The 22,105-nt window shown below is 37.4% G+C and carries 21 protein-coding genes; 18 read left to right on the top strand and 3 right to left on the bottom strand.

From position 1 onward, the window contains the following. The first annotated feature begins 15 nt into the window (after window positions 1-15). The 11 genes from QN089_RS08470 to QN089_RS08420 all read left to right on the top strand — a co-directional run bounded on the left by QN089_RS08470 (window position 16) and on the right by QN089_RS08420 (window position 13,903). A complete protein-coding gene (locus QN089_RS08470; protein ID WP_068453048.1) occupies window positions 16-1,563 on the top strand; it encodes an acyl-CoA carboxylase subunit beta in 1,548 nt (515 codons plus the stop codon). A 145-nt stretch (window positions 1,564-1,708) separates the two neighbouring features. Further along, a complete protein-coding gene (locus QN089_RS08465) occupies window positions 1,709-2,971 on the top strand; it encodes a D-serine ammonia-lyase (protein WP_285215085.1) in 1,263 nt (420 codons plus the stop codon). Further along, complete coding sequence (locus QN089_RS08460; protein WP_285215084.1) at window positions 2,946-4,112, top strand: hypothetical protein; 1,167 nt, start codon at window positions 2,946-2,948, stop codon at window positions 4,110-4,112. Before QN089_RS08465 ends, QN089_RS08460 begins: the two co-directional genes overlap by 26 nt. Window positions 4,113-4,172: 60 nt before the next feature. Continuing rightward, on the top strand, window positions 4,173-5,297 hold the full coding sequence (locus QN089_RS08455) for a M20/M25/M40 family metallo-hydrolase (RefSeq protein ID WP_285215083.1): 1,125 nt from the start codon (window positions 4,173-4,175) through the stop codon (window positions 5,295-5,297). Between the two features lie 319 nt (window positions 5,298-5,616). Next, window positions 5,617-6,099 carry a chemotaxis protein CheW gene (locus QN089_RS08450; protein ID WP_141273395.1) on the top strand — a complete coding sequence of 161 codons (483 nt, stop codon included), beginning with the start codon at window positions 5,617-5,619 and terminating at the stop codon, window positions 6,097-6,099. Between the two features lie 138 nt (window positions 6,100-6,237). After that, window positions 6,238-7,470, top strand: coding sequence for a DNA polymerase IV (locus tag QN089_RS08445; RefSeq protein WP_285215082.1), 1,233 nt, complete (start codon window positions 6,238-6,240; stop codon window positions 7,468-7,470). Between the two features lie 11 nt (window positions 7,471-7,481). Beyond that, window positions 7,482-8,432 (top strand): ribonuclease Z, encoded by a 951-nt coding sequence (gene rnz, locus QN089_RS08440; RefSeq protein WP_285215081.1) that lies wholly within the window; start codon window positions 7,482-7,484, stop codon window positions 8,430-8,432. 1 nt (window position 8,433) lies between these two features. Then, window positions 8,434-9,513, top strand: coding sequence for a metallophosphoesterase (locus tag QN089_RS08435; RefSeq protein ID WP_285215080.1), 1,080 nt, complete (start codon window positions 8,434-8,436; stop codon window positions 9,511-9,513). Between the two features lie 21 nt (window positions 9,514-9,534). After that, on the top strand, window positions 9,535-10,854 hold the full coding sequence (locus tag QN089_RS08430) for a sigma 54-interacting transcriptional regulator (RefSeq protein ID WP_285215079.1): 1,320 nt from the start codon (window positions 9,535-9,537) through the stop codon (window positions 10,852-10,854). A 138-nt stretch (window positions 10,855-10,992) separates the two neighbouring features. Next, window positions 10,993-12,300 carry a branched-chain amino acid transport system II carrier protein gene (gene brnQ, locus QN089_RS08425; RefSeq protein ID WP_231726986.1) on the top strand — a complete coding sequence of 436 codons (1,308 nt, stop codon included), beginning with the start codon at window positions 10,993-10,995 and terminating at the stop codon, window positions 12,298-12,300. 16 nt (window positions 12,301-12,316) lie between these two features. After that, a complete protein-coding gene (locus QN089_RS08420) occupies window positions 12,317-13,903 on the top strand; it encodes an amidohydrolase (protein WP_285215078.1) in 1,587 nt (528 codons plus the stop codon). A 71-nt stretch (window positions 13,904-13,974) separates the two neighbouring features. Here the strand turns inward: QN089_RS08420 and QN089_RS08415 are convergent, their stop codons facing one another. Further along, window positions 13,975-15,156 (bottom strand): YbfB/YjiJ family MFS transporter, encoded by a 1,182-nt coding sequence (locus tag QN089_RS08415; RefSeq protein WP_068453081.1) that lies wholly within the window; start codon window positions 15,154-15,156, stop codon window positions 13,975-13,977. Between the two features lie 134 nt (window positions 15,157-15,290). Between QN089_RS08415 and QN089_RS08410 the strand changes: the two genes are divergently transcribed. Further along, entirely contained in the window at window positions 15,291-15,491 is a 201-nt protein-coding gene (locus tag QN089_RS08410; protein ID WP_068453085.1) for a hypothetical protein, read from the top strand. Window positions 15,492-15,658: 167 nt separating this feature from the next. Next, a complete protein-coding gene (locus tag QN089_RS08405) occupies window positions 15,659-16,255 on the top strand; it encodes an SH3 domain-containing protein (protein WP_285215077.1) in 597 nt (198 codons plus the stop codon). Window positions 16,256-16,340: 85 nt separating this feature from the next. Here the strand turns inward: QN089_RS08405 and QN089_RS08400 are convergent, their stop codons facing one another. Next, window positions 16,341-17,357: an alpha/beta hydrolase gene (locus QN089_RS08400; protein ID WP_285215076.1), complete on the bottom strand. Its 1,017-nt coding sequence runs from the start codon at window positions 17,355-17,357 to the stop codon at window positions 16,341-16,343. 298 nt (window positions 17,358-17,655) lie between these two features. After that, window positions 17,656-18,195 (bottom strand): hydrolase, encoded by a 540-nt coding sequence (locus tag QN089_RS08395; RefSeq protein ID WP_285215075.1) that lies wholly within the window; start codon window positions 18,193-18,195, stop codon window positions 17,656-17,658. Window positions 18,196-18,396: 201 nt separating this feature from the next. On the opposite strand from QN089_RS08395, the gene QN089_RS08390 reads away from it, so the two are divergent. The 5 genes from QN089_RS08390 to QN089_RS08370 all read left to right on the top strand — a co-directional run bounded on the left by QN089_RS08390 (window position 18,397) and on the right by QN089_RS08370 (window position 22,097). Next, window positions 18,397-18,576, top strand: a complete 180-nt coding sequence (locus tag QN089_RS08390; protein ID WP_068453096.1) for a YezD family protein — start codon at window positions 18,397-18,399, stop codon at window positions 18,574-18,576. A 98-nt stretch (window positions 18,577-18,674) separates the two neighbouring features. Then, on the top strand, window positions 18,675-19,430 hold the full coding sequence (cobA, locus tag QN089_RS08385; RefSeq protein ID WP_068453099.1) for a uroporphyrinogen-III C-methyltransferase: 756 nt from the start codon (window positions 18,675-18,677) through the stop codon (window positions 19,428-19,430). Between the two features lie 11 nt (window positions 19,431-19,441). After that, window positions 19,442-20,182, top strand: coding sequence for a sirohydrochlorin chelatase (locus QN089_RS08380; protein ID WP_068453102.1), 741 nt, complete (start codon window positions 19,442-19,444; stop codon window positions 20,180-20,182). Next, on the top strand, window positions 20,179-20,325 hold the full coding sequence (locus QN089_RS08375) for a DUF2292 domain-containing protein (protein WP_082701401.1): 147 nt from the start codon (window positions 20,179-20,181) through the stop codon (window positions 20,323-20,325). Before QN089_RS08380 ends, QN089_RS08375 begins: the two co-directional genes overlap by 4 nt. A 14-nt stretch (window positions 20,326-20,339) precedes the next feature. Next, the gene (locus tag QN089_RS08370; RefSeq protein WP_285215074.1) at window positions 20,340-22,097 is read left to right on the top strand and encodes an assimilatory sulfite reductase (NADPH) flavoprotein subunit; all 1,758 of its coding nucleotides are present in this window, start codon (window positions 20,340-20,342) and stop codon (window positions 22,095-22,097) included. Window positions 22,098-22,105 lie beyond the last annotated feature (8 nt).

Here is a 22,105-nt window from a genome sequence, read left to right as displayed (position 1 = left end):
GGGGAATCGTAAACAATGGATATGTATGATAAAATAAACGAATTATTTGACAAAAAGCGTGAAATCGAATTGGGCGGTGGTGACGCTCGTATCGAAAAACAACATGAAAAAGGTAAATTAACAGCACGTGAACGTATTGATTTATTATTAGACGAAGGTACATTCGTTGAAGTAAATCCATTCGTAAAACACCGTACTGTTGACTTTGGTATGGCTGGTAAAGAAGGTCCTGGAGATGGTGTTGTAACAGGTTACGGTAAAGTAAATGGTCGTCCTGTATACTTATTCTCACAAGACTTCACAGTATTCGGCGGTGCATTAGGTGAAATGCATGCGATGAAAATTGCGAATGTAATGGATTTAGCAGCAAAAACAGGTGCACCATTCATCGGTATTAATGATTCAGGTGGCGCACGTATTCAAGAGGGTGTACTTTCATTAGATGGTTATGGTGAAATCTTCTACCGTAACTCAATTTATTCGGGTGTCATTCCCCAAATCTCTGTAATTATGGGACCTTGTGCAGGTGGTGCAGTTTACTCACCAGCTATTACAGACTTTATCTTAATGGTTGAAAAAACATCACAAATGTTCATTACAGGACCAAAAGTAATTGAGACTGTAACAGGTGAAAAGATTTCTTCAGAAGGTCTTGGCGGTGCAAAAGTACATAACGCAATCGCAGGGAACGCACATTTCCGTGCACCAAGTGAAGAAGAAGCAATTGAGCAAATCAAACAATTATTAAGCTACTTACCACAAAATAATACAGAAAAAGCACCGATGGTTGAATTTAACGAAGAAGACGAGTACCGTTCAGAATTATTAGACATCGTGCCAATCGACCAAACAAAATCATATGATGTACGTAAAGTAGTCGAACAAGTTGCGGACCCTGGTACATTCATGGAAGTTCAAAAAGACTTCGCTAAAAATATTGTTGTTGGTTTTGCGCGTATTAAAGGTGAATCAGTTGGTTTCGTATGTAACCAACCAAAAGTACTTGCAGGTGGCTTAGATATCGATTCATCAGATAAATTAGCACGTTTTGTACGTACTTGTGATGCATTTAATGTTCCAGTTATTACATTTGAAGATGTAACAGGTTTCTTCCCAGGCGTTAAACAAGAACATGGTGGAATCATTCGTCATGGTGCAAAAATCTTATTTGCTTATTCAGAAGCAACTGTACCGAAAATTACAGTTATTCTACGTAAAGCATACGGCGGTGCATATGTAGCGCTAAACTCAAAATCAATTGGAGCAGATATGGTATACGCTTGGCCAAACGCTGAAATCGCAGTAATGGGTGCAGCTGGTGCAGCGAATATTATTCATGCAGGCGAGATTGCAAAATCAGATGATCCTGAAGCAACACGCGCACAAAAAATCGAAGAATATAAAGAAAAATTCGCAAATCCATATGTGGCAGCTTCTCATGGCTTAGTTGATGATATCATCGATCCACGTGAAACACGTTTAAAACTAATCCAATCATTAGAAATGTTACGTAATAAACAAGAAGATCGTCCGAAGAAAAAACATGGTAACATTCCATTATAATTTTCTTTTAACAATGTAGAAGTGTGTCACGTCTTTTTACAAGACGTGACGCGCTTTTTTTTATTGCTTTGAACGAGTTTTACACGAAAAATTGAATCATTTGTAGTAATATGAAATAAAATAAAGATTTTAGGAGGTTCGATGTATGTCGATTATTGAACAGCTTCAGAAAAAACAACCGTATTATTGGGAAAACCCGCACCGCTTACGATGGGAAGAAGCAGAAAAGCAGTTATCGATTCAGCCGACATTAATTGATGATGCTGAAGCACGTCTACAGCGTTTTGCACCGTATTTTATGGCGATCGAACCAACAATGAAGGAAGCGAATGGATTGATTGAATCGCCCATTCAACAGGCGACTCTATTACAAAAAAGATACGTGCATGAAAATGAACAGTTATGGTTAAAGCGAGACGATATTTTACCAATAGCAGGTTCAATTAAAGCACGAGGTGGTATTCATGAAGTATTAACCATTGCAGAACAGTTAGCAACTTCAAATGGACTCATTGAGCCAACAAAAGACTATGCGCAGTTTACAGAACCAGCATTTCATGCGCTATTTTCAAAATATACGATTGTCGTTGGTTCAACAGGGAATCTAGGATTAAGTATCGGGATTATGAGTGCTAAATTAGGATTTCGTGTTGTCGTGCATATGTCGCATGATGCGAAACAATGGAAAAAAGATTTATTACGTGAAAAAGGTGTCACAGTTGTAGAGCATACGGGTGACTACAGTAAAGCAGTAGAACAAGGACGAAAAGAGGCAGAAGCAGATTCATTCGCCTTCTTTATCGATGATGAAAATTCGCAAGCTTTATTTAGTGGTTATGCAGTTGCCGCACGTCGTTTAAAAAAGCAGCTAGAAGAAGCAAACATTCATATATCAATTGAAAATCCACTGGCTGTTTACTTGCCTTGTGGTGTTGGTGGCGGTCCTGGCGGTGTTGCGTATGGTCTAAAAACAATTTTTGGTGATGCTGTACATTGTTATTTTGTAGAACCTGTCGAATCACCTTGTATGTTACTTGGTATGGCGACTGAACAGCATCATGATATTTCGGTACAAGATATCGGTTTATCGAATCAAACAGCAGCCGATGGTTTAGCAGTAGGTCGTGCTTCTAAGTTTGTAGGGCAGTTGATGATGCCGATTTTACATGGCATTGTCACAGTGACAGACAATCAACTATATCGTATGGTATATGAGTTAAAAGAGACAGAAGGATTACAAATTGAACCGTCAGCAGCAGCAGGACTTGTTGCAATTGGTTTAATTCAAGCACCAGCAGCCTATCATGTAGCATGGTTAACGGGCGGTGGTATGGTGCCACAATCCGAATGGCAGAAGTTTTACGAGAACGGAGAGAATGTGGATGTTCAAACGCAGAAAGAGAAGTAATACAGAAGTAATGGAACCAGTAGAAGAAGTAGAAGTCGAGGAACACCCTTTAGAAATAGAAGTAGAAGCACCACTTGAAGATATGCAACGTGCCATTCATGTGGACCGCGAGTACATCGACATTCAAAAAGAAAGTCTAGCAGTTGATGTCATTGAGATGCTTCATTTCTTTAATGAGTTACCTTCTACATTACCTAAAACATTACTACAAAAAAATGAAGAAGCGATTGATTATTTTAGAACATTAACGGGTGTTTATGTAGGAACACCTTATGATTTTTACCAGACAATTGTTCTATTCTATTATAAAAATTGGCATCATACAGCCTATCCTTTTAAAGGGAGCCAGTTAGAGTTTGTTTTTTCAAAAGTAGCACATGTCATTTTGGAAAATTTACAACAAGATGTGCACCAATCATATGGGCAAGTGTTTGACATAATCGAAGGAAATCCGAAAGCGTTCTATTTACATGAAGATCAAATTGAACGAACAGCCAATCGCTTTATTCGTCGTATGGTGACCCAAGTCCCTGAATTAGAAGTAACAGCTTTTTATATACCGATTGAAGGAGAGTTTGTTACATTAGCGAATGAGATTTATCGGGATCTTCGCGAAGTAATTTATACGATGGAGCATCAAGACTTTTATGACTATGATACGATGTATCGCTGGTTCTCTTATAATGATGCTTTATTTGAAACACCCGATTTATTAGAGGTGCGTGCATTTTATTATTATCCTATCAAGCATGTAGAAATTATGCGTGTGCTTCAATTAATTCGTTTTGATTATTTACAACAACTTTGGTTACAAGTGCTTCATTATGAATTATCAACGCAAATTCAATCCATTAAGACAGTTCGCATGTTGGAATACTATTTAGGTGCAGCCAATGATGCGATGTATTCGCAAAATGAATCACTTTATTTTACAAATCAGCGTTTTTTAAATTTATTTTTTGATCATTATTATTTTGAAAAAGGAATGTTAGAAGATGAAGACAGTCCGAAAGTAAGACACTGTTTAAAGCAGCTATTAGAACACGTAAATCAAGCAAAAGCCAATGAAGAATTCACAGGTGAGTTAGATATTCTCATCAAAAAAGCTTATTACGATCATCAATTACTAGCTGGTGATTAGAAACGCTTTGTTGATTATGTTAAAATAATAATAGATTTATATAAAAAGGAGTTTTTTACCATGACAAGTCGTGTAGTAGAAGAATTTTTAGAATTAGTTCAAATTGATTCAGAAACATATCATGAAGAAAAGATTTCACCTGTTCTACAAGAGAAATTAAAATCACTAGGTTTTGATGTATATGTAGATGATGCACATACACGTAACGGGCATGCATCAGGTAACATTATTGCGACATTAAAAGGAAATGTAGAAGCGGACACAATTTACTTTACAACACATATGGATACCGTTGTACCAGGTGTAGGTATTAAACCAACAATTAAAGAAGATGGTTATATTTATTCAGACGGTACGACCATTCTAGGTGCAGATGACAAAGCGGGAATCGCTGCATTACTTGAAATGGCGAAACGTATTCAAGAAGAAAAAGTTGACCATGGTAATATCGAATTCGTTATTACAGCAGGTGAAGAATCAGGTTTAGCAGGTGCAAAAGAATTAGATCCAGCGAAAATTACAGCGAAATATGGTTTTGCTGTTGATTCAGATGGCAAAGTAGGTGGCATTGTTACAGCAGCACCATTCCAAACAAAAGTTGTCGCGACATTAACAGGTAAAACAGCACATGCAGGTGTAGAACCTGAAAAAGGAATTTCAGCGATTACAATCGCTTCAAAAGCGATTGCAAATATGAAATTAGGTCGTATTGATTCAGAAACTACAGCGAATATTGGTCGTTTTGAAGGCGGTAAAGCAACGAATATCGTATGCGATGAAGTGCATATTTTAGCAGAATGTCGCTCATTAAATGAAGTAAAATTAGAAGTACAAGAGCAACATATGAAAGAAGCGTTTGAACAAGCTGCGAAAGACATGGGTGGTAGTGCAGAAGTGGAAATTACACGCATGTATCCTGGATTCAGCTTCACAGAAGAAGATTTAGTTGTACAAGTTGCGAAAAAAGCAGTTGAACAAGTAGGTCGTGAGCCGAAAATCATGCAATCAGGTGGCGGTAGTGATGCGAATGTCATCGCAGGATTTGGTATTCCAACAGCTAACTTAGCAGTTGGTTACGAAAATATCCATACGACAAAAGAGCGTATGCCCGTTGAAGAATTAGAAAAATTAGCAGATTTACTTGTAGAAGTTGTGAAAGTATCTGCAACTATTTCATCAAAATAATCATTTTATATAAAGAGAATGTGATGTATTCTAAAAAATTCTCAATCCAAGTATAAGAAAGGTCGAAATGTCGCTGCTTAGCGATATTTCGGCTTTTTATATGTAAAAAATGTTAAAAAAAGAAGTATTTATAAGAAAAATACGAAAGTACGATAGAAATAGGTATTTTTGTTTTGTATAAAACAGGGAATATGCCATAAGTATCATTAGTCCTTTCGGTTTAATAATCATTTTGATTTCATGCCCTTTTTACTATATAATGAATAGCACCATGTCATACATAGTAAACATCAAGATAGATAATGGAGGTAAATTCAATATGACAAATTCTAAAGTAGTCGTATTTCGATGCGGTCAGGAAGAATATGCGGTATCAGTCGATCATGTGATTTCAATTGAAAAAATTGAAATGACAAATCGTATTCCACATTTACCAGACTATGTCGATGGATTAACGAAAAATCGCGGTGAATTAGTACCAATTTTAGATTTCGAACGCATTTTATATGGTCGTAGTGGCGGGGGCGATTTAAGTCGTTTACTCGTACTACATGTCGATGATTTCACATTTGCATTAAAGGTATTAGAAGCAAAAGAAATTTTAGATATTCCAACAGAACAATTGAATCAAGTAGGGCTTGTGAATTATGCACGTACACGTTATTTCACAGCTGTCGCTAACTTAGATGAACGAATGATTACACTCGTATCACCATCTGTATTAGTCGATTCATTAGAAGGCATTAAAGAAATTAAACAATATATGGTTGATTTAAAAAATAAAGAAGCAGAAGCTGAATAAATAAAAGTGGGTTTGAACATGCGTAGAAAATTGCGCTATGTTCAAACCTTATTTTTTTAGATTGTTTAAGTAACATAGATGGTATGCAAGTTCTAAACATATTATAATAAGAACATATGATTGGGAAGAGGTGAGGAGATGACACAAGCGCGTATTATTTTTCATTTAGATATGAATTGTTTTTATGCTTCGGTAGAACAAGCATTGAATCCGACGCTAAAAGGAAAAGCGATTGCGGTAGCTGGTAACCCGAAGGAACGTCGTGGAATCTTAGTTACCTGTTCCTATGAAGCGAGGGCAAAAGGCGTATATACGACGATGCCTGTGTGGGAAGCAAAACAAAAGTGTCCTGAAATCATTCTCCTCCCCCCTAATTTTGATGCATATAGACGGGCTTCAAAAGCGATGTTTGATCTATTAAGAAGCTATACACATCTTGTTGAACCTGTATCCATTGATGAGGGCTATATGGATGTGACAGAGATTGTACAAGGAAGTGAAGCGATTCAATTAGCTGAAAAAATTCAAATGCAGTTAAAAGAAGAACTCGATTTACCTTGTTCCATCGGGATTGCACCGAATAAGTTTTTAGCGAAAACGGCTTCCGATATGAAAAAACCAATGGGCATCACTGTGCTGCGAAAAAGACAAGTGCCACACATATTATGGCCTTTAAAAACGATTGAAATGCATGGAGTAGGCGCGAGTACGGCGAAAAAGTTAGCCACGTATGGCATTGAAACGATTGGTGATCTAGCGCAGAAAACGGAAAAAGAAATGCATCAATGGATGGGGAAGAATGGGGTTCGTCTATGGGAAAAGGCACATGGTATAGATCGTAGACAAGTAGACCCAGAAGCTATTTACGATATAAAATCGGTTGGTAATTCGATGACTTCCGCTGTAGACTTAGTAGAGATGCGTGACGTAGTAGAGATGGTTCAAAAATTAAGTGAAAAAGTAGCAAAACGATTACGTGCAAAAAATTTAGCTGGTACGACTTTGCAAATTCAAATGCGAACATCAGATTGGCAGAATAAAACGCGTTCTATAACATTTAAAAATGGCATCTATGAGCAGCAAGATATTGAACGCGAGGCGCTTAAATTAGTACGCAAACATTGGAATTTTGAACCGTTACGCTTAATGGGCGTTACGGTTAGTCATGTATATAATCGGAGGGAAGCGGCTGAACAACTTTCGATTTTCAATTATGCGGAACATGCAAAAGAAGAACCGGTTTTAAAGTTGGTAGAACAGCTACAACAAAAATACGGGAAAAACAGTCTTCAAAAAGGTATCTCTATAGCTAAAAATCCTGATTACACAGCGCAGACGAGTTTTAGTAAAGATTTTTTAGACGATCATTAGGAGGAAATGAAATGCAGATTCAGTTTTTAGGGACAGGGGCAGGCATGCCATCTAAATTACGCAATACATCTTCAATTGCGCTAAAGTTATTAGAAGAATGCGGTAAAATTTGGTTGTTCGATTGTGGTGAAGCAACACAACATCAAATTTTACATACGACGATTAAACCAGGTAAGATTAATAAACTCTTTATTACACATTTACATGGGGATCATATTTTTGGCTTGCCAGGTTTTTTAAGTTCACGCTCCTTTTTAGGTGGGAATGATCCACTAACAATTTATGGACCCAAAGGATTAGAAGAATGGGTTCGCATGACACTGAATGTCACGAAGACGCATCTAACATATGAGCTGCATTTTGTAGAAGTAACAGAAGGTTTGTTATTTGAAGATGATCAATTTCAAGTATATGTACGTCAATTAGAGCATGTCATTCCTTGTTATGGTTATCGAATCGTCCAAAAAGATTTGCCAGGTAAGTTAGATGTAGAAAAAGCGCGCCAACTTGGTGTACCAAATGGACCGCTACTAGGACGCTTAAAGAATGGTTTTGATGTACAATTAGAGAACGGGGAAGTTATTTCAAGTGAACAAGTTGTATCTGAACCAATCAAAGGCTTTACTGTGACGATTTTAGGTGACACACGTTACTGCGAGGCAGCTATCGATTTAGCAAAAGATGCAGATGTAGTCATTCATGAAGCGACTTTTGATGAAGGAACGTCGGAGCTTGCTGCTATTTATGGTCATGCGACGAATGAAGAAGCGGCGCGTGTGGCACGAGAAGCGGGCGCAAAGCAGTTATTCATGAATCATATTAGTGCTCGTTTTTTATCACATGACTTACAACGCCTTGTACAGCATGCAAGAGAGACGTTTGCAGAAAGTTATATTGTGAATGATTTTGAACAGTATGCGTGGCATAATCATACGTGCCAACTTATAGAAAAGGAGGAATGACATGACGTTTAAAGTTATATTAGTGATTATTATTGCGCTTCTCATTTATTCCGCACTTGTTTTTTATGTTGGCTGGAATATACGTGTACTGATGAAAAGTTTCGGTTTGAAGCGAGGGAAAGTAGCGTTTTGGATTATTTATGCCTTCATTGCGTATTCAATTATGTTGACGCGATTCATCCCGCTCGATTTTTTGAAAATACTAAGTGATTATTGGTTATTTGCTTTTTCATATGGACTTATTTTATGTATCGTTTGTAATATTTTATCGCTTATTTTAAGACGACGTTATACACGAATTATTGGAAGTAGCGCCATTGTAATATTACTAATTTCTGCCGGTGTAGGTACATATTATGCTTATACACCAATCGTTCATCATCAAACCATTGAACGACCTGAAAAAGCGAATGGTCAACAATTAAAAGTAGTTGTCGCAAGTGATACACATTTGGGACTACTCTCGAATAAAAAGCACCTTTCACGTTTTGTAGAGCTTGCAAATAAAGAGAAGCCAGATGTTGTTATTTTAGCAGGAGACCTTGTAGATGACTCACCAAAGTGGTTTAATGAACAGCAGATGGAAGATGAATTGAAGAAACTACAAGCAACATATGGTGTTTATGCAGTTCTCGGTAACCATGAGTACATTGGAGATGAGCTTCCAGCTGTAAAACAAGCCATGAAAAACGCGAATGTGACGTTATTACAAGATCAAACCGTCACAATTGCAGGGGATATCGCGTTAACAGGGCGTGATGATGCGACAAATAAAAAACGTGCCTCTTTAAAAACGTTACAAAAAGACATAAAATCAGGGCAACCATGGATTGTGATTGACCATCAACCAAGTAAAACAATGAATGATTCAGGTGTGTCATTTATGATGTCTGGTCATACACATGCAGGTCAGATTTGGCCGGGAAAATGGATGACAGAATTTATTTATGAGTTAAATTATGGACATGAAAAACGAAATGGTACGGATTATCTCGTGACATCAGGATATGGTTTCTGGGGTCCACCAATGCGAATTGGTACACAAGCAGAACTTTGGTCTGTCACCCTTCAATTCAAGTAATAAGCAACTAGAGGTGGGAAAATGAACACGTTACAAGATGTAAAACATTTAAAGGATTATGACAATACGCTCATTGTCGACCAACATGGTCAAACTCTATTTTTTGATATGGCGGATTTACAAATTTTGACGAACTTAGGTTATACAATGGATCAATTTGTCGGTCGAAATATTACAGCGGTATATGATAATTTAACGTTAGAAGATAGCACATTAATTACCGTTTTAAAAACAGGGAAGCCAATGGAGCACGTAACCCAACAGTTACGTGCGAAAAATGGCTTTACGTATATTTCGAAAAATTCAACGTACCCAATTTTAGATACACAAGGGGTTGTGAAAGGTGCGATTGAATTCTCAAAGCATTATTATGAAAAGCAGGATATACATGTTTTAAAAGACTATCCGCAACATAAAAATTATCGGAAAAATAATACAATTCACACAATCGAAGATGTTGTAGCTGTAAGTGATCAATCCATTCGCGTACAAGAAAAAATGAAAAAATTCGCTAAAACCGATTCCACATTGATGATTTTTGGACGCACAGGAACGGGAAAAGAATTGGTGGCTCAAGCGATTCATAATATGAGTAATCGTTCATTATCTCCATATTTATCTATCAATTGTAGTGAACTAACAGAAGAAAAAATCCAAAAACAACTCATTGAAGAAGGGGTATTAGAAAAAATAAATGGTGGCACATTGTTTCTAGATAACTTACAAGCATTGCCTCTAGAAGCACAATATCCACTTTTACGCATTATTGAACAACAAAAAATTTACAATCAACAAACGGATAGTTTCGTACATATTGATTTACGAATAATGGCCGCAACGAATATACCGCCTATGGAATTATTGACGAATGGAGTCATTCGAGAAGAATTATTTTATCGTCTACATATTTTAGAACTAACAATTCCATCTTTAAAAGAGCGAAAAGAAGATATCGAACCACTCATGTATCATTTTATTCATTTTTTTAATGCGCATATGGATGTAAGCATTACACAGATTCAAGAAGATGCGATTAAAGCATGCCAACAATACGATTGGCCTGGGAATGTACGTGAGCTGAAAAATGCGATGGAATCTGCTTTTCACCAAGCAGAAGGGCATGAAATCACGATAGATGATTTGCCAGATCGTTTACAAGCGCATCATTCAGTAGATATGCATGAGACCTACCATTTAAAAGATGAGGTCGATCAATTTGAGCGGATGTTAGTGAAAAAGACCTTTGAACAAACAGGGGGTAAATTAGCAGAATCTGCACGTAGACTGGGTATCTCAAAACAATTGTTAAAGTACAAATTAGCAAAATATGAATTAAGGTAAAAAATTTTTTACGGTAGGAGGGAAACTTTTCCCTTCTTTTTATTTACGCAAAATTCCTATAATATGTTGATTACTAGCTAATCAATACCATTTTCTCAAAGGGGAGAAAAGGCTAGTGAAACAAAGGGGGACAATCTATTGAAAACAATTCAACACACAGTCGTTGTGGGACTCGCATTATTTGCGATTTACTTCGGTGCGGGCAACTTAATTTTTCCGCCTACAATCGGAAATCTATCAGGAGATAATTGGATTCTCGGTTTAACAGGCTTTACGATTACAGGAATTGTTTTACCGTTATTAGCGGTGGTAGCGATTTTAAATGTAGGTGGACGCTTTGAAGATTTAACAGCACCCATTAGTCCATGGTTCCATAAACTATTCAACTTACTATTAATGGTTGGAATTGGTATGCTTGTGACGATTCCACGTATGTCAGCAACAACACATGAACTTGGCGTATCAAAGTTAATTCCAGGAACACCAGCTATTGTCACAATTATTATTTTCTTTGCGGTTAGTTATTTCTTTGCGATGGATCAATCAAATGTAATTGATAAATTAGGGAAATATTTAACACCTGTATTAGTCATTGTACTTTTATTCATTGTGATAAAGGGTTTAATTACACCTGTTGGTAATCCAATTGCAGCACGTATAGATGGTGTTTTCTCAAATGCCTTTCTAAGTGCTTATCAAACAGGAGATGTGGTAACAGGAATCTTCTGTGCACCGATTTTCTTAGCAGCAATTACAGCATATGGTTACAAAGGACGTGCAGCGAAAAAAGTAGCGTTTAGTGGTGTTGCCATTGCAGGTATTGGTTTGTTTGTAATTTACGGTGGTTTACTGTATTTAGGTGCTTCAGGTAGCGGTTCTTTTGCACAGGATATTGGTGATACAGCACTTGTATCTGAACTCATTGAACGTATTTTAGGAAATGCAGGTAGCGCTTTATTAGCAGTAGCGATTGCACTGGCATGTTTAACATCTGCGATTGGCGTTATTGTTGTCATTGCACAATTTTTAACAGACCTAACTCATAACAAAATCGGCTATAAAGTATGGGCAGCGGTGGTATGTATTGTCGGTATTTTAATTGGTTCTCTAGGTGTAACGAGTATTGTAACGTATGCAATGCCAATCTTTACAGCACTTTATCCAGTAGCCATCGTTCTTGTATTACTTGGAACATTTGCTAAATGGATTCCAAATGGTGGTTCGTATCGCGGAGCTATTTTATTTACAGCAGTTGTAAGCGTTTTCGAAACGATTGGTAATTTAGGGCTGAAAGTACCATTCTTATTTGATGGTATTCAACAGCTACCATTAGCAGCAGATGGTTTTTCGTGGGTGATTCCAGCGATTGTAGGCTTTATTGTCGGAACATTCTTATTTAAATCCAAAACATCAAAAGCGACATCGGACAAAACGATTCAAATTTAAGGTAGGAGGAAGACACGTGAAAATATTTAAAAATGGTTTGATTTATACAGCAAATCCTGAACAACGTCATGCGACAGCAATGGCTGTAGAGCATGGCAAGATTATCTATGTAGGTGATGAAGCAGGCTTACCAGAACAAGCTTCAGAAGTAATTGATTTACAAGGAAAACGTGTCATTCCGGGAATCATTGAATCACATATGCATCCCATTATGTTTGCAGATTCTGTTAAACAAGTGCAATGCTCACCGCCAAAAGCGTATTCGATTGCGGATATTACAGCAGGTATTACAGAACAAGTGGAACAAGCAGAAGACGCGCATAGCTGGATTGAAGGCTGGGGCTATGATGAAGGGAAGTTAGCAGAAGGACGTGCGCCGAATCGATACGACTTAGATGCTGTATCAAAAGAACATCCAGTCGTTCTACATCGTTCTTGCGGACATATTGTGACAGCAAATAGTCGTGCTTTAGCGCTTGCAGGTATTACAAAAGATACGGAAGATCCAGCAGGCGGTAAGATTGACCGTGATGAGAATGGTGAACCAACAGGAACATTACGTGAAAGTGCACGTGTACTTGTTGAAAAAGTTATGCCAGAATTAACATTAGAACGTGGTTCAGATTTATTAGTGGAATTAGACCACACACTTCATCAATATGGTATTACAGGGATTACGGAAATGATGGCATTACGTGAACCAATCGATTACTACAGTATTTTTAAAGAAGCAGTTCGTAAAGGGTTCTCACAACGTACAGCCATTTATTATTTATGGAGTGAAATTGAAAACGAAGAATTTATTACAAAAGAAAATTCAAATCCAGAAGATCAAGTATTTGTCGCGGGCATTAAAGCGTTCACAGACGGTAGTGTGTCAGGACAAACTGCTTGGGTAGATACACCATTCTTAGGTGATGATTCAAACTACGGTATCTCAACAATTTCAATTGATACACTGCAACAAGCTGCGAAAAAAGCAAAAGAATGTGGTGTACAGATGGCGGTTCATGCAATGGGTGAACAGGCAATCCATCAAGTGATTGAAGCATATGAGCAGGAAGAAAATTGGATGCAAGATGCACCGACTTTCCGTATTGAGCATGTAGCGATGCCAAGAGAAGAAGATATTCAAAAAGCAGCAGAGAAGCAGATTGCTTTTAATACGCAACCCATCTTCTTATATGCTGAGATTGAAACATATTTGAATAACTTAGGTGAAGAACGCACGAAAAAAACATATCCTGTAGAGAAGTTTTTAGAGGCGGGTGTTTTAACAGCTTTATCTTCTGATGCACCAGCAACTGCATGGGCCGATCCTGTTAATCCATTCGTGGGTATTCAAGCAGCTGTTACACGCACTTCTTATGACGGGACAGACCATGGTCAACAATCTCGAATTAGTGTCGAAACAGCGATTGATGGTTATACACGTGCAGCACAGAAGTGTGCCAATATTCCATTAGTTGGTCAATTAAAAGAAGGATATCACGCAGACTTTGTCGTACTAGAACAAGATCTTTTCACCGTTTCACCTGAAAAAATCAGCGAAACAACAGTGAAAGAAACATATGTCGCAGGTCAATGCGTTTATCAAAAATAAAATCATACATCTCTCCCCAAAATGAGATGAAGCGTCATTGCAACCCCCAATTGCAATGACGCTTTTTTGTCTTATTCTAAACTTGTTGATTCAACAGCTTGTGTTGTGGGACTCTTTTGAAAAAGTAAGCCGACACGCAAGAGAATGAGTGCGAACAAAATGATGATGGATGCAAATACAAGCGCAGCATTGTAACTTCCATATTGCTTCACTAGAATTCCAGCTGCAATGGGTCCGATGATTTGTCCAATTGCATAGGAAGTCGTTAAAATCGATACGACACTGGCACTCTTTTTCGGGAAAAGTTGTCTTCCGTAGCTTGTTGACATCGCAACAAGTCCGACAAACGTAGAGCCAAATAGTAGCGCTGATAGAAGTACCGTCCAAATATTCGTCGTAAGAACAGGTAGAATGACCGCCACAATTTGAATGATATATGCAATGGATAAAATCGTCGTTGGTTTATAGGTTGTCATGAGCCAAATCCAGAGCGGTGCAGACGGAATGGCGCCTAAACCGACAATGACCCAACTAAAGCCAGCATATTGTTGAATGCTCGGAATACTATGTACCAAGTCAACTAAAAATGTACCTGTAATGATGTATCCAAGTCCTTCTAAACCATAGGCAATCGTCAGCCAAACCATAAAACCACGCAGTACTTTATCTGATTTTGGACTTTTGATATGTGGCTCTGCACGTAGATTACGCCATAAAATGAATGTAATGACCATACAGAAAGCTGCGATGGCTGTTAAACCGAAATAAGCAATCCGCCAATTCCCGTATGAAACGAAAAGCGGTACAACTAATCCAGAAATCGCAATACCAAGTCCGATTCCGCTAAATGTATAGCCAGACCATTTGCCAAGCTGGTATTTGGCTAAATAATCCATTAGCATGCTCGACGTAAGTACGAAAATAATACCACCTGTAATACCACTAACAATACGCAACGAGAACCACATGCTCACATGATCGGTTACCCCCATGAAAAACACCGATAAAATGCATAAAAAGACATTTAATCCTAAAATACTCTTTTGATATTTCACAATCCAACCAGCCGCAAAAGCACCGACTAAGTAGCCAATATAGTTCCCAGCAGCAATTACACTACCTGTTTGAACGGATAAATTCTCCGATTCCCGTAAAAAAGGAAGAACAGATGTGAAAGAGAAGCGACCAATCCCCATTGCGATTGTTAAAAATAAAATAGCGCCAATCATAATACTAAAATGTTTCCTATTCAACGGAAAACACCCCCTTTTGTAGAAAAAAGCATGAAAAAAGAAACCTAATTCAACTATACAGAAAAGTGGAAGTGATTACCAATACTATTTATTTTCAATCGTGTTATACTGTAAAGATAAAGGAAGTGAAGTCAATGCGTTACCATCAAAATCAAATGCAAAAATTAGTCAATACGACTCCTCAATTGAAAAAAGAATTGAATGAGATTAAACAATCCATGTCTTTAGAAAATGATTACGCGCTAAAAGCGTTATATCATGCAGCTATAAAAGACGGCGGAAAATTCCAACAAGCGTACCAAGCGCTCGATGTAGAATTTAAAAAGCAATCATAACAACAAGAGCCTCGGCATTTTTTTATGCTGAGGCTCTTTTCGATGTATATGTTATAAATGGAAAAATAAATTTAATTAGAATCAAATTTTTGCATATTTTAACAAAAAATAGGTATAATTAAATTATAAAATTCTGTATAGTTGTGAAAGAAAAGGAGGAGTAAGATATGAAGAAAGTTATTTTATGTATAGCTTTAATGTTAGGATTCTCATCAGTTTTTGTAACAGAGTCAAGCGCTAAATTAAAAGATAGTCCTAGAAGTGGGTATAATAGTTTTGTATCATCGACAACAGTTTATAACAAACCCAATGGTAAAAAAATAGGTAAAATAAAAAGTGGATTTTCAGTTGATTATCCAGAAGGAACAGACTATGTTCCAAATCGTGTTAAAATTATTCAATTTGTAAATGAAAAATGGGTAAAAGTTAAATATGCTTCAAAAGCACCAGAATATCAAAAAAAATTAGTGCGAAATAAAGTAGGGTATATAAAAGTTAAATATTTAAAAGTAAATTTGTATAGTCTTGATTACGTTATCGTTAATGCTAAAGATGTAAATTTGCGTTCTAAAGCAACAAGTAGTTCAAAAGTAATTCAAAAGATTCCATTGGGGACTCGACTAGAATATTATTATGATATGAATGGAAATGAAGGACCTTTCATAAATATTGATGATAGTAAAAAAACAGGTTGGGTAAAAGTACAGTATGTAAAAAAAGGTAAGAAGTATGTAGGGTATGTAGCCTATAAATATATACATTAAGATAGAATCACATTTAATAAGATTTTTTTGAATATATTATTCTTTATAGTGAAAATTGATTGAAAATGAATAATCCCATATGATTTCAAAAATCATATGGGATTTGCTCTATTGAAAATAGTTTTGTCTCGGTCTCTTTTCTGTGTTTAAAATTTAATCCATCTTGTATGATAGAATGGAAGAAGTTGGATAGGTGAATCGTTGCTTCTTCTGTTTCTTGTTCGAAATAGTCCATCTTACTGAAAAAACTATGAATTAAGCCATCGAGAATCACACGTTCTGCTTGAACACCTGCTTGTTGTAGTTCCTCAATAAACTTTTCGCCTTCATGATTTAATACATCGTAAGCAGCACTCACAATAATCGTAGGTGGAAGTAATGCCTTCTTCTCATAAAGAGCAGGTGAGACATAAGGATGTGTAAGACGTTCATTCCCTTGTACATAATAGCGGTAATAAAGGTCTAATTCATCGTCATCTAAACCATATTGTTTGGCGAATTGAAGATCCTCGTTTGCTACAGTAGCAGTGGCATCCAGTGCAGGATACGTAAGTAGCAAAGCTTGAATGGGCGGTCCTTGTTCTTCAATCGCTCGTACGGCAATCGAAGCAGCGAGGTTACCACCCGCGCTGTCACCAGCTACAGCGAGACGTTTTAAATCAATCGGTAGTTGTAATGGATTTTGGTAAATCCAGTTTAGTGCATCATACGCATCTTGTTGCGGGATAGGGTAGGGATGTTCAGGCGCTAAACGATAATCCACATTCACAATGATCGCCTGACTATGTTTAGCGAGATACTGACACCCACCATCCATATAATCTAAATCACCGATTGCCCAACCACCACCATGAAAGTATAAAATGACAGGTAGAATCGCCTCATCTGTATGAGGTGTATAAATACGAATCGGAATTTTAGTGCCGTCTTTAGCTATAAAATATGTGTTTTCTATGGATTTTATGTCAGCTAATTGAATATGTCGTTGTAAGAAGGGTGTTCGTTCAATTTGAATTCCTTGTTCATTTTCTGTAAATGGATTGTAGCTTCCATGATTTTGAATGTAACGTTTTGCTTCAGGCTTTAATTGAATGGATGTCATATAAAAACCCCTTTCCTGTCGTCTATTATTCGAAGTATAACATAGAAATTACTATTCCGATAGTATTAGTTGGTTTTAAGGAGAATATAAATGAAAAAAATAATAGTATACATCTGTGCAATTGTAGCGATTTATTCCATATTAGTAGAGCAATCGCCAAATTCTTGGTTACTCTATGTAGTAATCCAAGTGTGTCGCTTTGTTTTTAGCTTATCCATACTGCTGTGGACTTTCCGAAAAATAGATGCTTATTTTCATCAAAAAAGGGAGCAGTAATCATTCAACTACTCCCTTTTTTCTATTTAATAATGTTACTTACTTGTTTGAACGCGTCGCCTTTAGCTACTTCCAGCAGTTCAAATAAAGCCATCTCGACTGTTGTTAAAGGAATATTTTCTTGTTCAAAACGGCGTAATGCGATTTCGCGATCAAGTTCGAAGCGAGAATCAACAGCATCTGCAACCACTTCTACATGGAACCCAGCTGCTTTTAAATCTTTTGCAGTTTGATAGACGCAAATATGCGTTTCAATACCACATAATAAGATTTGTTTTTTACCCGAAGCAATTAGTGCCTCTTTAAATTCATCCGTTCCCCATGCACTAAATGTTATTTTTTCAATTGGCTTTGTAATTGGTGATAAAATCTCTGCAAGTGAATCGACTGTAGGACCTAAACCTCTTGGGTATTGCTCTAACCATAAAATCGGTAGTTCAAGTGTTTTTGCGCCTTTTAAGAGTTGTTCTAATTTACGAAGTGTTTCTTCATGACGGTTCATCAATGTAGCAAGGCGACCCTGTACATCGATTAATACAACTGCAGTTTGTTCTAAATTCATCGAATAAGACCTCTTTTCTTTTCATTAAGTATCAATTTTCTTCCATTTCATCGTATCGTATTTTATGTCTTTCTGCAAAAATCTACAACAATCTAAAAAGAAAATGGAAAATACTGTTGACTTCTCTGCGTTACAATACTAAAATAAGTCCAATAAAACAATTCCTATAGAGTTACTTAGGATTGAGAGGGATGATATTGTATGACGAATTTAATTGAAGAACAGCACTTATCGGTTATTGAAAAAGCGATTCAAGAAATTCAATTTGGTGAAGTACAAATAACGATTCAAGACGGTAAGATTATTCAAATCAATCGCTTGGAAAAACATCGTTTTACACAAACAAAAACAAATAAACCATCGAAACTAACAATTAAGTAAATATAAAAGAAGCTGACTAGACAACTAGAGGCTCTTATTTTTACGGTTCTTCCGTATGAATAGGAGTCTCTTTTTCTATTCAGAAGGAGGAATGACATATGTCAAAAGTATATATTGTCGGTGCGGGACCAGGAGATGTGGAATTGTTAACGGTAAAGGCGCTACGTGTCATACGAGAAGCAGATGTGATCTTGTATGATCGTTTAATTAATGAAGATATTTTAAACGAAGCGAGAGCAGATGCAGAGCTTGTCTTTTGCGGAAAGCTTCCCGGAAAGCATGCCATGATTCAAGAGCATATCCATGCACAACTTGTAGAATATGCGCTAAGAGGAAAAGTGGTCGTTCGTTTAAAAGGTGGTGATCCATTCGTATTCGGACGCGGCGCAGAAGAAGCTGAAGTCGTTGCGGCTGCTAATATTCCATTTGAAATTATCCCCGGTATTACATCAGGTATCGCAGCAGCAGCTTATGCGGGCATTCCTGTGACACATCGTGATTATGGTTCTAGTTTTGCGATTGTAACAGGACATATGAAGGAAGGTAAAGATGATTCGATTAAGTGGGAGAGTCTTGCGACAGGTATTGATACAGTCGCGATTTATATGGGGGTTCAAAATTTACCGTATATTGTCAAACAATTGACGACACATGGACGTGCAGTTGATACACCGGTTGCACTCATTCATTGGGGAACATATGACAAACAACGCACTGTAACGGGAACACTTGAAAATATTGAACGCATTGTCGAGGAAGAACGAATTGCCAATCCAAGCATTATTTTAGTTGGTGAAGTGGTTAAATTACGTGAAAAAATTGCTTGGGTACAAGAGGCAGCACTAGCTTATTAGGAGGGATTCGAATGCGAGCGATTTTATATGTAGGACATGGAACGCGAGTGAGAGAAGGCGAGAGACAGGCGATTGAATTTATTGAACGCGTTAAAAGTCAGATGGACGAACCAATTCAAGAGATTGCCTTTTTAGAGATTTCTTCACCTTCTATTGAAGAAGGTGTTGCCACATGTGTAGCAAAAGGTGCAACAGAGATTATCGTCATGCCATTACTGTTATTGACAGCGCAGCATGCGACGACGGATTTACCAGAGATTTTAGCAGAGGTAGGACCGAAATATCCAACTGTGACGTTTACACTCGGTCAGCCAATTGGTGTAACGCGTACGATGATTGACGCAGTCATTGAGCAACTAAGTACACAACCCATTCCAAAGAATGCACAACTGATCATTGTAGGACGCGGTAGTTCAGAACCTGCCATTCAGCAAGAATTTGCGGAAATCGCCAGTCGGCTAAAATTACGCACTGCGATTCGTTCGATTGATATCGCCTTTTTATATGGTTCAGGACCAAAAATTGAAGATGTTTTAGCGCTGCATCAAGAGAGAAAAGAACCAGTCGTTCTCATACCCTATCTATTATTCTCGGGTTTACTCATGAAACGACTGGAAAGACTTCAACAAACTGAAAAAAGAGAGGTGATTTTGACAAAGCGATTAGGAGAAGTTCCGAGTACGGCTCGTGCTTTTAAAGAAGCTGTAGAGAAAAAAATGCAAAGTATCGAATTAAATGGGGTGAGTATATGAAGAAACAAGACCATTTACAGCAATTGCGTGAGAAGTTACATGAATATCTACCAGCAATTCAAAATGGTTCGATTCGCATCATTGTACAAGACGCTCGCGTGATTCAAATTGAAAAAGTAGAAGCTTTATATCATACAAAATAGTCGAGGTGGCATACATGGTATTACAAGTTGTGAATAGTCCTTTCACAGAACAACAAATCCAATTATTAAATGAATTAGTACCCAACTTATCAGCAGAACAAAAAACATGGTTAGCAGGATATTTAGCTGCGACTACACAACATGGACAAACGAACCAACCAGCTGTAATTGTCGAAGAAGTACAGGCGCCAATCAAAACCATTACAGCAAGTATTCTTTACGGCTCACAAACAGGGAATGCGAAAAATTTAGCGACGCAATTTGCTGAAGAATTAAAGCAAAATGATGTGCAAGTAGAAGTTTATTCGATGGCTGATTTCCCTGTGAAAAAATTAAAAAAAGTCGATAATTTACTGATTGTAACGAGTACACAAGGGGAAGGTGAAGCGCCAGATAACGCCAAAACATTCTATGAATTTTTACACGGTGCGCGTGCGCTAAAACTAGAGAATCTACAGTATAGCGTTCTTGGTCTTGGTGATACATCATACGATTTATTCTGTCAAACAGCGATTGACTTTGATACACAATTACATAAGCTTGGCGGGGTAGCACTAGTACCACGAGTGGACTGTGATTTAGATTTCCAAGAAGATGCAAGCAATTGGTTTACAGCTGTACAACAAGCACTATTGCAACAGTCGGGTGTCGGTGCCACAATTGCACAGAAGAAAGTAAGCTCTACACAGGAAGTAACCACTTATTCAAGACAAAATCCATACTACGCAGAAGTACTAGAAAAGATTAACTTGAATATGACAGGTTCAAATAAAGAAACATATCACGTGGAATTATCACTTGAAGGCTCGGGAATCTCATTTACACCGGGAGATAGCATCGGTATTTATCCGAAAAATAATACAGCGCGCGTCCAAGCGTTACTAGAAGCGTTAGCGATTGATGCAAATGACCATGTCACAATTCAACAAGAAGAATTAACAATTCAAGAGGCGCTAACACATCGTTTAGAAATCAGTGTTTTAACAAAGCCGCTACTTGAAAAATTAGGCGTATCACCACTTCCAGAAGCAGCATGGCGTGAAGGTCGTGATTTAATCGATCTTGTAAAAAGCTATGATGTAAAGTTAGATGCACAAACATTAGCTGATACATTACGTAAATTACCGCCACGTCTTTATTCGATTGCGAGTAGTTATGATGCAAACCCAGATGAGGTGCATATTACAGTCGGACTTGTACGATATGACATCGAAGAACGCCATTATGAAGGTGTAACGAGTGGATGGATTGCTAGTGAACTGGAGATTGGCGATCAAATCCCTATTTTCATTCAAGAAAACGATCACTTCCGTTTACCAAAAGACGACGAGCCAATTATTATGATTGGTGCTGGTACAGGAATTGCACCATTTAGAGCCTTTATTGAACAACGTGATGAAACAGGTGCAACAGGCGAAAGTTGGTTATTCTTCGGTGAACAGCACTTTGTGACAGACTTCCTCTATCAAGTGGAATGGCAACGTTATTTAAAAGAAGGCACATTAACAAAGATGTCTGTGGCGTTCTCACGCGATCAAGCTGAAAAAATCTATGTACAACATCGTATTTTAGAAGAAGCAAAGACATTCTATGAATGGCTAGAAAAAGGTGCAACTATCTTCATTTGTGGTGATGAAAAGCAAATGGCAAAAGATGTAGAAGCAGCGATTTTACAAGTCATTCAAGAACAGCAAAATACAACGGAACATGAGGCGCGCGCCTATTTAGAGCGTTTAACACAAGAAAAACGCTATTTACGTGATGTCTATTAAGGGGGAAA

The organism is Kurthia sp. YJT4 (genome assembly GCF_030219945.1).
GTDB lineage: Bacteria > Bacillota > Bacilli > Bacillales_A > Planococcaceae > Kurthia > Kurthia gibsonii.
This window is presented reverse-complemented; position numbering and strand designations above follow the sequence as displayed.

Excerpts from the sequence above, each read along its gene's own strand:
- QN089_RS08470 (WP_068453048.1), top strand. The coding sequence starts at position 16 with ATGGATATGTATGATAAAATAAACGAATTATTTGACAAAAAGCGTGAA.
- QN089_RS08465 (WP_285215085.1), top strand. The coding sequence starts at position 1,709 with ATGTCGATTATTGAACAGCTTCAGAAAAAACAACCGTATTATTGGGAA.
- QN089_RS08460 (WP_285215084.1), top strand. The coding sequence starts at position 2,946 with ATGTTCAAACGCAGAAAGAGAAGTAATACAGAAGTAATGGAACCAGTA.
- QN089_RS08455 (WP_285215083.1), top strand. The coding sequence starts at position 4,173 with ATGACAAGTCGTGTAGTAGAAGAATTTTTAGAATTAGTTCAAATTGAT.
- QN089_RS08450 (WP_141273395.1), top strand. The coding sequence starts at position 5,617 with ATGACAAATTCTAAAGTAGTCGTATTTCGATGCGGTCAGGAAGAATAT.
- QN089_RS08445 (WP_285215082.1), top strand. The coding sequence starts at position 6,238 with ATGACACAAGCGCGTATTATTTTTCATTTAGATATGAATTGTTTTTAT.
- rnz (WP_285215081.1), top strand. The coding sequence starts at position 7,482 with ATGCAGATTCAGTTTTTAGGGACAGGGGCAGGCATGCCATCTAAATTA.
- QN089_RS08435 (WP_285215080.1), top strand. The coding sequence starts at position 8,434 with ATGACGTTTAAAGTTATATTAGTGATTATTATTGCGCTTCTCATTTAT.
- QN089_RS08430 (WP_285215079.1), top strand. The coding sequence starts at position 9,535 with ATGAACACGTTACAAGATGTAAAACATTTAAAGGATTATGACAATACG.
- QN089_RS08410 (WP_068453085.1), top strand. The coding sequence starts at position 15,291 with ATGCGTTACCATCAAAATCAAATGCAAAAATTAGTCAATACGACTCCT.
- QN089_RS08405 (WP_285215077.1), top strand. The coding sequence starts at position 15,659 with ATGAAGAAAGTTATTTTATGTATAGCTTTAATGTTAGGATTCTCATCA.
- QN089_RS08400 (WP_285215076.1), bottom strand. The coding sequence starts at position 17,357 with ATGACATCCATTCAATTAAAGCCTGAAGCAAAACGTTACATTCAAAAT.
- QN089_RS08395 (WP_285215075.1), bottom strand. The coding sequence starts at position 18,195 with ATGAATTTAGAACAAACTGCAGTTGTATTAATCGATGTACAGGGTCGC.
- QN089_RS08390 (WP_068453096.1), top strand. The coding sequence starts at position 18,397 with ATGACGAATTTAATTGAAGAACAGCACTTATCGGTTATTGAAAAAGCG.
- cobA (WP_068453099.1), top strand. The coding sequence starts at position 18,675 with ATGTCAAAAGTATATATTGTCGGTGCGGGACCAGGAGATGTGGAATTG.
- QN089_RS08380 (WP_068453102.1), top strand. The coding sequence starts at position 19,442 with ATGCGAGCGATTTTATATGTAGGACATGGAACGCGAGTGAGAGAAGGC.
- QN089_RS08375 (WP_082701401.1), top strand. The coding sequence starts at position 20,179 with ATGAAGAAACAAGACCATTTACAGCAATTGCGTGAGAAGTTACATGAA.
- QN089_RS08370 (WP_285215074.1), top strand. The coding sequence starts at position 20,340 with ATGGTATTACAAGTTGTGAATAGTCCTTTCACAGAACAACAAATCCAA.